The organism is Leisingera sp. ANG-Vp, from assembly GCF_000813725.1.
In the GTDB taxonomy this organism is placed as follows: domain Bacteria; phylum Pseudomonadota; class Alphaproteobacteria; order Rhodobacterales; family Rhodobacteraceae; genus Leisingera.
In genome coordinates, this window is record NZ_JWLD01000086.1 from 52573 (window position 1) to 62728 (window position 10156).

Sequence of the window (10156 nt, forward strand, 5' to 3'; positions counted from 1 at the left end):
TGTTCCCCGCGCCTGGCTGCTGGCCTCAAATGGCCAGCACCAGCGCCAGGATCGACACCACCAGCAAACCCATGCCTGCAATCTCCCGGGCAGTGACCTTCTCTTTGAAGAACAGCACCGAGGCCAGCAGCGACAGCAGCAGCTCCACCTGCCCTACCGCCTTCACATAGGCCGCATTCTGCAAGCTGAAGGCCCAGAACCAGCAGAACGAGCCGCCCAGACTGGTCAGCCCCACCCAGACCGCCACCCGGCGCGCAGCCCAGACCCGGGCAATCTCGCCCCGGTCCCGCAGGCCCAGCCAAACAAGCATAAACAGTGTCTGCAGGCTGACCACCGCCGCCAGCGTGATGCCTGCACGGAACACCGGCTCCAAATCGCCCAGCTGCAGCGATGCCCCGCGGTAGCTCACGGCCGAAAAGGCAAAAAGCACGCCTGAGCCCAGCCCCAGCTGCGAGGCCCGGTTGGTCAGATGCCGCCACCAGGGCCCGTCCGCATCCGGCGTCTTGGACAGGACCAGTACCGCCGACAGCCCGATCAGGATCGCCGCCCAGCCGCCAAAACTGACAGGATCCCCCAGCACCGTCAGCCCGACAATCGCGGTCTGGATCACCTCGGTCTTCTTGAAGGTGATCCCCACCGCAAAATTGCGCTGTTTGAACAGCGCAACCACACAGACGGTTGCTAGGATCTGCGCCGTACCGCCAATGGCCGCAAACATCCAGAACTGCGCACCCAGCTGGGGCAGCTCACGTCCGGACACCGCCAGATACACCGTCAGCCCGGCCAGAATGAACGGAGCGGAATAAACAAACCGGGCGAAGGTGGCTCCGCCCGGCGACAGGGTAACGCTGCTCAGGACCTTCTGCAGCATGAAGCGCACGGTCTGGAAGGAGGCAGCGGCAATCGATACGGGAATCCAGGCTAACATGCTCCCGCTTATGCGCCTTTATTCCCCCTGCTGCCAGAGCGGATGCGGCACCGGGTCTTTGGCCCGGAACAGGTAGTTGCGGAAAATCTGCAGATAGTTCCGGTAGACATAGCCGTCGTTGGCCGCCACGAACTCGGGCTTTCGGGCGCGGTAGAGCCGCGGCAGCGCGTACCAGGGCACGCCCGGATGCATATGGTGCACAATATGGTAGTTATTGTTCAGGAACAGCAGCGCCCAGAAGCCCTTGTCCTCGACCACCACAGTGCGGCCGCGGCAATCCTCATGCGCGCGGTGCTCCAGGAAGGTGCGCACCTTGATCAGCCCCAGCCCGATATAGGCGGCCAGCACTGCGGCCCACAGCGGAGCCGGGGATTGCAGCACCACCCAGATCACAGGCACCAAGCCAATGGCATGCAGCACCCAGTCGCGCACAATGCCCGGCGTGCCGGCACGGGCCAACTTCCAATCGCCCGCCATGAAACAGATCTGCCCCATCACCGGCCCGATCAGCACCCGCCCCAGCATGGTGTTGTTGAGCCGCAAGAGCCGCTTGCGCCAGGCAGGCAGCCGCGCCCAGACCGCCGGGTCCTGAAAATTGGCTTCCGGGTCGTCATAAGGATCGGTCAGCAGCTCGTCCCGGTGATGGTCCAGATGGGTATCGCGGAACCGGCCATAAGGAATGAACAGCGTCAGCGGGAAGAACATCAGCGCTTCATTCAGGAACCGGCTGCGGAACGGATGCCCGTGCAGCGCCTCATGAGTCAGCGAGGAATGCAGCGCCGCCATCAGCCCCATCACGACAATCGCCAATACAAGGCTGACGCCGGGCAGCAGCCACAATGCTGCCAGCCAAACCGCATGGCAGCCCAGGATCAGCGCCAGCGTGCCCCATTCAACGCTGCGGGGCATGTATTCACGGCAGCTCTCAGACATGACGCCGCCCCCAGTTGATCTGGGCCCAGACCCGCTCGTAGACCAGGTAGATGGTGAACCCGATGCCCGTGTTGACCAGCGCCATCACGCCGCCCGCCTTGACAGACCCGGTGGCCGCAAGCCCTACCAGCGTCATGGAGACCAGCCCCATGATGTTCCAAATCACCGCCTTCACAATGGAGCGCTTGCGCGTTTCCATACTGCCTCCTGAAATTCTTGGATAAGTGCTTGAAACCAGAGTAGCTTGCAAAGCAGCCGTGCAGAATTCCGAATGCAGTTAACAAAATCCATCAATCGTGATATTTATCACGACATGATAGAAAATATCGACAAACGGGTGCGGGCCGAGCAATTCCGGCAAAGGCTGAACAAGGCGCTGCGCGACAGCGGCCTCAGCCAAAGCGCCCTGGCCCGCGCTATCGGTGTCGACCGTTCCACCATTTCGCAGCTGCTGACGGATGAGGGCGCGCGGCTGCCCAACGCCCATGTGGTTGGCGCCTGCGCCGGCGCTCTGGGGGTCTCTGCCGACTGGCTGCTCAGCCTCTCCGACCGCCCCGAAAGCGCCGCCGAACTGCTCGCTTCCAGCCTCACCCTGACAGAAGCGCCCCGGGCGCTGGTGGATGAACGCATCTTCGACTGGCACCAGGAGGCGCAGGGCTACAAGATCCGCCACGTGCCGGCCGCCCTGCCCGACATGCTGAAAACCCGGGCTCTGCTGGAGTGGGAATATTCGCCGCATCTGGGCCGCACCGCCGACCAGGCCATCGGGGCCTCCGAGGACCGCCTCACCTGGATGCGCCAGTCGCCCTCCGACTATGAAATCGCCATGCCGCTTTACGAGCTCGACAGCTTCGCCCATGCAGTCGGGTATTACGAAGGCCTGCCGCTGGACGTCCGGCTTGAGCAGCTGCAGCAGTTCGAACGTCTTTGCGAGCAGCTCTATCCCCGCCTGCGGATCTACCTGTTTGACGCCAAACGGCTCTATTCCTCGCCGCTCACCGTTTTCGGCCCGCTCCTTTGCGTGTTCTACGCGGGCACCCATTACCTCGCCTTCCGCGACAAGGAGCGCGTCGCCACTTTCACCAGCCATTTCGACAATCTGGTGCGCGAAGCGGATATCACCGCGCGGCAGCTGCCTGGCCGCCTCCGCGCGCTGCGGGCAGCCATCAGCGGCTAGCCATATCTAAATGAAAAGCCCGGCCCCTGGCCGGGCTGCGCGCCGCAGGAGCGCACAGGCTCAAGATGCGGCAGCATCTTGAGCCGCCAGCAGCCCGCGCCCCGCCTGGGAGGGGGCGCCTGACGCCTTACACTTTGGGGTCCGGGTTCTCTGTATGGCCATCCACAGCGATCACCTGGCCCGACACCAGCCGCGCCGCGTCCGAGCCCAGGAACACCGCCATATTGGCAATGTCTCGCGCCTCGACAAAGCTGCCCATGGAGGTGCCTGAGGCATAGCCCGCATAAACCTCGTCCCGGGTCATGCCCTTGGCGGCTGCCTCTCGCTCCAGCACCCCTTCCATGCGCGGGCCTTCCACCGCGCCGGGGCAGATCGCATTGGCGCGGATGCCAAAGGGGCCCAGCTCCATCGCCAAAGTCTTCATCAGGCCGATCACGGCCCATTTCGCTGCCGAATACGGCGCCCGGTTGGGATAGCCGAACTGGCCGGCGGTCGACGAGGTGATCACGATCGAGCCCGCCTTTGCCGCCTTCATCAAGGGCGCTGCATATTTGGCCGACAGAAACGCCCCTTCCAGATTGACGCTGACGCAGGCGCGCCAGTCGGCCAGCTCCACATCCTCGACCAGCGCCGTCGGCCCGGCAACGCCTGCATTGGCGCAGAGCACATCCAATCCGCCCCAGATCTCAGCGATTTCGGCAAACAGCGCCTTCATGCCCGCCTCGTCGGTCACATTCACTGCCGTGCTGCGCCAGCCGGCCGGAATATCCGACAGGCTGTCTGCATTCACATCGGTGACCCAGACTTGATGCCCGGCTGCGGCAAAGCCCTCTGCCATGGCGCGGCCGATGCCGGAGCCCCCGGCGGTGATCAGAACCCGGCTCATCGCGGTGCTCCCGTCGCACGCCCCAGCCCTTCAGGCGCTGGCAGCGCCGCGTGGGCTTCGGCAATTTTCACCAGATTGGCTTCGATATGCGGCGCAGGCGGCGAGGACTTGCGGGTCTTCAGATCCACATGCACCAGCAGTGTGTCGCCGGTCGACAAGAGCCGCTCGCCCGCATACATCGCGTGCCACAGGTGCATCTTCTTGCCTTCGCCCTTGATCACCTGGGTCTTCACCTGGATCGCATCGCCGGCCAGCGCCTCATCCAGATACCGCACGTGGGTTTCCAGGGTGAAATAGCTGCCGCCATTGGCGACATAGTCCGCGTCGCAGCCGATTATCTCCATCATCCGGTCGGTCGCTTCCGAGAAGGCCTCCAGATAGCGCGCCTCGTTCATATGGCCGTTGTAATCGGTCCAATCCAGCGGTACCACGCGGTTCTGGGTCAGAACCGGCTGGCCCAGATCCTCCAGCTGATCCATCGAGCGCGGCAGCCCCGCCTCGCCCATCCGGGCTTTGTCATGGGCGTTCTGAAGTTCGCCCGCGCCCCAGTTGTTGGCGCCCAGCGCCCGCATCATGCCCACCAGGTTGTCGTCGCGGATCCGCTCCATTTCGCGGATGTCCAGATGGCCCGACTGCGCATCCGACTGGCCTGCGATCAGGTCCACCAGCTCGTCGGTGAACTCCGGCACATCCATCAGCTTGGTCCAGGGCCAGCTGAGGCACGGGCCGAACTGCGCCATAAAGTGGCGCATGCCGGCCTCTCCGCCGGCCACCCGGTAGGTGTCAAACAGCCCCATCTGCGCCCAGCGGATGCCAAAGCCATAGCGGATCGCGTTGTCGATCTCCTCAGTGGTGGCGATGCCGTCCTTCACCAGCCACAGCGCCTCGCGCCAGACCGCCTCCAGGAAGCGGTCAGCCACATGAGCGTCGATCTCTTTCTTCAGATGCAGCGGGTACATGCCGATGCCGGAAATGATCTCCTTGGCGCGCTCAACCACACCCGCCGGGTTGGCTTCGGTTGTGACCAGTTCGATCAGCGGCAGCAGGTAGACCGGGTTGAAAGGATGGGTCACCACAATCTGCCCCGGCGCCTCGCGCCCGTCCTGCAGCTGCGACGGCTTGAAGCCCGAGGTTGACGAGCCGATCACCGCATCCGGCGCGCAATAGGCCTGCATTTCGCCATAGACCTTCTGCTTCAGGTCAAGCCGCTCCGGAACGCTCTCCTGTATCCATTCAGCACCCTCCACAGCGTCCTGAATGGTCTCATGGAACGAAAGCCGTCCCTCCGCTGGCAGTGCCACATTGCCAAGCCCCGGAAGCGAGCGGCGGGCATTGTCCAGCACCTCGCCGATCTTGCGTTCCGCTTCCGGGTCCGGGTCGAACACCCGCACATTCCAGCCATTCAGCAGGAACCGCGCGGCCCAGCCGCCGCCGATAACCCCGCCGCCAATAATTGCCGCTGTTTTCATTGGTAATTCTCTCTAAGTTCCCGGAAGTTTGACTTCAGCACCGTCGATCGGCCACCCGTCGTCTCCGTAGCCTTCACACAGTTCAGTATTAGCTTCCGGATTTTCTCTGAACTCTGAGGCCATTTTTTCACAGGTCCAGTTTGTCATCCAACTTGCGTCATGCGCCACGGCTTTGCTCCGGCTCTTTTCAGGCTGCTGCGCGCAGCCTGAAAGCACACAAGCCAAAACCAATACGGAACAAGCCGCTTTCACTACGCCGCCGGCGTGCGCTTGGTCAGGCCCAGCTTCTCGCGCACTTCCTGCGGCCCGATCACCCGCGCGCCCATGTTCGACACGATGGTGTTCGCGCGCTCAACCAGCTGCCAGTTTTCGGCCAAAACGCCCTTGTCGAGCCACAGGTTGTCCTCCAGGCCGACCCGCACATTGCCGCCCGCCAGCACCGCAGCCGAGGCATAGGCCATCTGGTTGCGGCCCAGCGAGAACGCCGAGAAAGTCCAGTCGTCCGGCACATTGTTGACCATCGCCATGAAGGTGTTGAGGTCATCAGGCGCCCCCCACGGCACCCCCATACACAGCTGCACCAGCGCCGGGTTTTCGAGGATGCCTTCCTTTACCAGCTGCTTGGCAAACCACAGGTGGCCGGTGTCAAAGGCCTCGATCTCGGGCTTCACGCCCAGGTCGGTCATCATCTGCCCCATCGCCCGCAGCGCGCCGGGAGTGTTGGTCATCACATAGTCGGCCTCTGCAAAGTTCATGGTGCCGCAGTCCAGGGTGCAGATCTCCGGCAGGCATTCGGCGATATGCGCGACCCGCTCGGAGGCGCCGATCATGTCGGTGCCCTCAACCGGCGGCAGCGGGTTTTCAACACCGCCGAACACCATATCGCCGCCCATGCCCGCGGTCAGGTTCAGCACCACATCGACCTCGGCATCGCGGATCCGGTCGGTCACCTCGCGGTAATAGTCCAGGCGGCGCGACGGCACGCCGGTCTCGGGATCGCGCACGTGGCAGTGCACAATCGCGGCACCGGCCTTGGCCGCGGCAATGGCGCTGTCGGCGATTTCCTTGGGTGAACGCGGCACTTTCGGGCTGCGGTCCTGGGTGCCGCCGGACCCGGTCACGGCACAGGTGATGAAGACTTCCCGGTTCATTTCCAGAGGCATTTTGCTTTTCCCTTCGATGTACAGGGTTTTGCCGCGGGTTATCCCCAGGCTCCTCCCCAGATTCTGATTTGCGCTGGGACCGACTCTGCCGCAGCCTTTTGCGGCACAGTTTACACCAGGCGAATCGAAGTTGATGAAATCCGCAAAAAACATCCTGCAGCCCGAGAACCGGCCGCTGAAAACAGCGGTGCTGGTTCTGGACGAATGCAACACGCTGTCCTTTGCGGCTGCGGTGGACCCAATGCGCGCCGCCAACCGGCTGGCAGGCCGGGCGGCGTTTGACTGGGATTACGTGAGCGCCGCAAATGAGCCGCCGATGCTGACCAGCGGCCTCACCGTGCCCAGCTTCCCGCTGGCACGGCTGGAGGGCTGCGAGCTTTTGATCATCGTGGCCGGCTTCCAGCTGGCGCGCCATGCCACCCCCAGCCTGCTCGCGGGCTTGCGCCGGATTGCCGCCAGCGGAGCGACCATTGCAGGCATCGACGGCGGCCCCTGGCTGATGGCCGAGGCCGGCCTTCTGGATGGTCACCCCGCCACCAACCACTGGGAGGATTTGGAAAACTTCGCCAGCCGCTTCCCCGAGGTCGACTGCCGCAACGACCGCTTCACGGTGTCCGAAGGCCGCCTCACCTCCGGCGGCGCCACTCCTGCGATCGAGATGATGCTGCACATCATCGGCGCCCGCCACGGCGCCGGTTTTGCTTCCCGCGTGGCCGGGCTGTTCCTTTATGACGGCGCCTCGGCCGAGCCGCGTCCGCAAAGCCGCCTGGGCGGCCACAAGCACAATGCGCTGACTGCCAAGGCCAATGCGCTGATGGAGGCCGCACTGGACGAGCCGATGCCGCTCAGCGCCATTGCCGAGACCCTGGGTACCAGCCCCCGGAGCCTGCAGCAGCAGTTCCGGCTGCGCCTGAACACCACCCCGCAGGACCACTACCTGCAGCTGCGCCTTGCCGAAGCCCGCCGATTGGTGACCGACACAGACATGCCGTTGATGGATGTGGCCATCGCCACAGGATTTACGTCGCAATCCAGCTTCGCCCGCGCCTTCCGCACCGCGCACGGCACGTCGGCCCGGGATCTGCGCCAGGAACAGGCCCGCCCCACGGCCCACTAGGCACACCGCGGGTCAAGGGCCGCGCAGCGGCGGTGCGAGAGCACCGTTCACCCTTGACCCGCAAGGAAAAATACAATGGCCGCGGCGCTTCAGGGCACACCTGCCCCTGAAGCGCTTCTCAGCAAATCAAACAAAAATAGCTCTCCCGCCCGTCGCCGGCGCATTTGAAAATGCTCCGCTCCCGTTGGGCCAGGCTCAGCCGGGGCACCTGCGGGCGCGGGAGCACCGCCGGATTGCTTCAATAGGGCATCGGATGCGCTCTATGCGCCGCATTGATTTCGTCCAGCACTTCCTGGCTCAGCTCCAGCTCCACCGATTGCAGCAGATGCTCCAGCTGCGGCAGATGGGTGGCGCCAAAGATTGACGACGCCATGAACGGCCGGGTGCGGCACCAAGCCAGCGCCATATGCACCGGGTCGAGCCCGTGCCGCTGTGCAATCTCCAGATAGCCCCCCACAGCATCATAGACCCGCGGCGAGTGGCGGCCGCCCAGCTCCGGATTGATGGCCTTGCGCGAGCCCTCGGGCACTGCCCCGTTCTGGTACTTGCCGGTCAGCAGCCCGGTGCCCAGCGGCGAAAACGCCAGCAGCCCCACATCCTCATTGACGCTCAGCTCCGCCAGATCGGTGTCATACATCCGGCAGACCAGCGAGTATTCGTTCTGGATCGAGGCCACCCGCGGCCAGCTCCGCTCTTCGGAAATCCGCAGCCATTGCGCGGTGCCCCAAGCGCTTTCGTTGGACAGGCCAAAGGCGCGGATGGTACCGCGCTCAACCTCGCGCTGCAGAGCCTCCAGGCAGTCCTCCATATTGGCCAGCGTTTCTTCCCGGTTCTGGCTGGAGGGATCATAGGTCCAGTTCTGCCGGAACATATAGCTGCCCCGGTTCGGCCAATGGAACTGGTAGAGGTCGATATAGTCGGTCTTGAGCCGCTTCAGAGACGCCTCAATCGTGGGCGCAATGGTCGCCGAGGAAATCGGCGCCCCGTCCCGCACGTGCCGCATGCCCTCGCCAGAGTGCTTGGTCGCCAGGATATAGTCCCCGCGGCGCCCGGTCCGCGCGTTCCAATTGCCGATGATGCGCTCGCTGTCTCCGACAGTTTCCGCACTGACCGGGTTCACCGGGTACATCTCGGCGGTATCGAGGAAGTTCACCCCTTCGGCCAGCGCCATGTCAATCTGCGCGTGCGCCTCGGCCTCCGGCGTCTGGGTGCCAAAGGTCATCGTGCCCAGGCACAGCTCGGACACCATCATGCCAGTGCGCCCCAACGGGTTCATTTTCATGTCTCAGTTCCCCTCGTTCCGGATTTGCCCGCGACCCTAGAGCCGCCCCGGAAAAGTGCAAGCGGCTTGCACCCGGTCCGCTTTCCGGCCAGCCTGCGTTCAACTTACCGAAAGGACATCCCATGCCGCAAAACATCACCAAGGGCATCAAGGCGCTGATGGCCGAGGCCAACAGCCTGGTGGAGACCATGCCGGTCGAGGAGGCGAAGCAGAAAGTACTGGACGAGAATTATGTGTTCATCGACCTGCGCGACATCCGCGAGCTGCAGCGCTCAGGCATGATCCCCGGCGCTTTCTCCTGCCCGCGCGGGATGCTGGAATTCTGGATTGATCCGGACAGCCCCTACCACAAGCCGGTGTTCAATCAGGACAAGACATATGTGTTCTATTGCGCCAGCGCCTGGCGTTCGGCGCTGAGCGCGCGGGCTGCGATGGAGATGGGGCTGAAGCCGGTTGTGCATCTGGAGGGCGGCTTTACCGAATGGACCAAGCAGGGCGGCCCTGTGGTGCCACGCGAAGGCTGAGCACGGGCAGAGGCCGAAAGGATGGAAGCGGTTTCCCCTGCTCCCCGGCGGCATGGTGCGCCGCCCTATAAGGTTGCAGTGATCCATGGCGGTCCGGGAGCTGCGGGGGAAATGGCACCGATAGCGCAAGAGCTGGCCGCCCGCGGCTGGGGCGTGCTGGAGCCCTGGCAGTCGGAAACCTCCGTTTCCGGCCAGATCCGCGAATTGAAACAGCAATTGGAAGCCGCCTGCCCCGGCCCTGCCGTGCTGATCGGCTTTTCCTGGGGCGCCTGGCTGGCCTGCCTGCTGGCGGCCCGGCATCCCCCGCTTGCGGCCAGGCTGATCCTGGTGGGCAGCGGGCCTTTCACAGCTGAGCAGGCCGCAGGCATCAGCGCCGCCCGGCAGGCCCGGTTGCAGCCGGAGGAAGGACGGGAGCTGGAGAACCTGTTCCGCGGCGGCGGCATGGAGACCCCGGAGGGGCTGGCGCGGGCACTGGAGCTGCTGGAAAAAGCCGAAGCCTTTGCACCGTCTGCCGGAAAGCGCCCGCCCGTTTCCTTTGACCCGCGCATCTTCGAAGGCGTTTGGCCCGAAGCTGCCGCAATGCGCCGCTCCGGCACCCTTCTGCGGGAGGCCGCACGGATCCGCTGCCCGGTGACAGCCGTTCACGGCGATCACGACCCCCACCCCGCCGCCGGTGT

11 protein-coding genes are annotated in these 10156 nt (G+C 64.3%); 4 read left to right on the forward strand and 7 right to left on the reverse strand.

Annotated elements, in window-relative coordinates; all coding sequences use genetic code 11:
- Positions 1 to 25 precede the first annotated feature (25 nt).
- Genes RA20_RS22495 through RA20_RS22505 form a run of 3 tightly spaced genes read right to left on the reverse strand, consistent with a single transcriptional unit; the run spans position 26 to position 2060 of the window.
- A complete protein-coding gene (locus RA20_RS22495; protein ID WP_039134234.1) occupies positions 26 to 928 on the reverse strand; it encodes an EamA family transporter in 903 nt (300 codons plus the stop codon).
- Between the two features lie 18 nt (positions 929 to 946).
- Positions 947 to 1861, reverse strand: a complete 915-nt coding sequence (locus RA20_RS22500) for a fatty acid desaturase (RefSeq protein ID WP_039134237.1) — start codon at positions 1859 to 1861, stop codon at positions 947 to 949.
- On the reverse strand, positions 1854 to 2060 hold the full coding sequence (locus tag RA20_RS22505) for a DUF2061 domain-containing protein (protein ID WP_039134240.1): 207 nt from the start codon (positions 2058 to 2060) through the stop codon (positions 1854 to 1856). The genes RA20_RS22500 and RA20_RS22505 overlap by 8 nt, the downstream gene beginning before the upstream one ends.
- 114 nt (positions 2061 to 2174) lie before the next feature.
- Between RA20_RS22505 and RA20_RS22510 the strand changes: the two genes are divergently transcribed.
- A complete protein-coding gene (locus RA20_RS22510) occupies positions 2175 to 3038 on the forward strand; it encodes a helix-turn-helix domain-containing protein (RefSeq protein WP_039134280.1) in 864 nt (287 codons plus the stop codon).
- A gap of 127 nt (positions 3039 to 3165) precedes the next feature.
- On the opposite strand, the gene RA20_RS22515 is transcribed toward RA20_RS22510, so the two are convergent.
- From RA20_RS22515 to RA20_RS22525, 3 genes are all read right to left on the reverse strand, one after another.
- The gene (locus RA20_RS22515; RefSeq protein WP_039134243.1) at positions 3166 to 3924 is read right to left on the reverse strand and encodes an SDR family oxidoreductase; all 759 of its coding nucleotides are present in this window, start codon (positions 3922 to 3924) and stop codon (positions 3166 to 3168) included.
- Positions 3921 to 5393, reverse strand: coding sequence for a carnitine 3-dehydrogenase (locus RA20_RS22520; RefSeq protein ID WP_039134245.1), 1473 nt, complete (start codon positions 5391 to 5393; stop codon positions 3921 to 3923). The genes RA20_RS22515 and RA20_RS22520 overlap by 4 nt, the downstream gene beginning before the upstream one ends.
- Positions 5394 to 5644: 251 nt before the next feature.
- Positions 5645 to 6556, reverse strand: coding sequence for a 3-keto-5-aminohexanoate cleavage protein (locus RA20_RS22525; protein WP_039134246.1), 912 nt, complete (start codon positions 6554 to 6556; stop codon positions 5645 to 5647).
- A gap of 133 nt (positions 6557 to 6689) precedes the next feature.
- Between RA20_RS22525 and RA20_RS22530 the strand changes: the two genes are divergently transcribed.
- Complete coding sequence (locus RA20_RS22530) at positions 6690 to 7673, forward strand: GlxA family transcriptional regulator (RefSeq protein ID WP_039134248.1); 984 nt, start codon at positions 6690 to 6692, stop codon at positions 7671 to 7673.
- Positions 7674 to 7911: 238 nt separating this feature from the next.
- On the opposite strand, the gene RA20_RS22535 is transcribed toward RA20_RS22530, so the two are convergent.
- On the reverse strand, positions 7912 to 8955 hold the full coding sequence (locus tag RA20_RS22535) for an aldo/keto reductase (RefSeq protein WP_039134250.1): 1044 nt from the start codon (positions 8953 to 8955) through the stop codon (positions 7912 to 7914).
- A gap of 122 nt (positions 8956 to 9077) precedes the next feature.
- Here RA20_RS22535 and RA20_RS22540 point away from each other — a divergent pair, with 122 nt between their 5' ends.
- Entirely contained in the window at positions 9078 to 9479 is a 402-nt protein-coding gene (locus RA20_RS22540; protein WP_039134252.1) for a rhodanese-like domain-containing protein, read from the forward strand.
- Between the two features lie 111 nt (positions 9480 to 9590).
- Positions 9591 to 10156, forward strand: a 566-nt coding sequence (locus tag RA20_RS22545; protein WP_206540123.1) for an alpha/beta fold hydrolase, incomplete at its 3' end; no start/stop codon positions are given.

Coding starts and splice junctions, on each gene's coding strand:
- RA20_RS22510 (WP_039134280.1), top strand. CDS start 2,175: ATGATAGAAAATATCGACAAACGGGTGCGGGCCGAGCAATTCCGGCAA.
- RA20_RS22530 (WP_039134248.1), top strand. CDS start 6,690: ATGAAATCCGCAAAAAACATCCTGCAGCCCGAGAACCGGCCGCTGAAA.
- RA20_RS22505 (WP_039134240.1), bottom strand. CDS start 2,060: ATGGAAACGCGCAAGCGCTCCATTGTGAAGGCGGTGATTTGGAACATC.
- RA20_RS22525 (WP_039134246.1), bottom strand. CDS start 6,556: ATGCCTCTGGAAATGAACCGGGAAGTCTTCATCACCTGTGCCGTGACC.
- RA20_RS22495 (WP_039134234.1), bottom strand. CDS start 928: ATGTTAGCCTGGATTCCCGTATCGATTGCCGCTGCCTCCTTCCAGACC.
- RA20_RS22540 (WP_039134252.1), top strand. CDS start 9,078: ATGCCGCAAAACATCACCAAGGGCATCAAGGCGCTGATGGCCGAGGCC.
- RA20_RS22535 (WP_039134250.1), bottom strand. CDS start 8,955: ATGAAAATGAACCCGTTGGGGCGCACTGGCATGATGGTGTCCGAGCTG.
- RA20_RS22500 (WP_039134237.1), bottom strand. CDS start 1,861: ATGTCTGAGAGCTGCCGTGAATACATGCCCCGCAGCGTTGAATGGGGC.
- RA20_RS22515 (WP_039134243.1), bottom strand. CDS start 3,924: ATGAGCCGGGTTCTGATCACCGCCGGGGGCTCCGGCATCGGCCGCGCC.
- RA20_RS22520 (WP_039134245.1), bottom strand. CDS start 5,393: ATGAAAACAGCGGCAATTATTGGCGGCGGGGTTATCGGCGGCGGCTGG.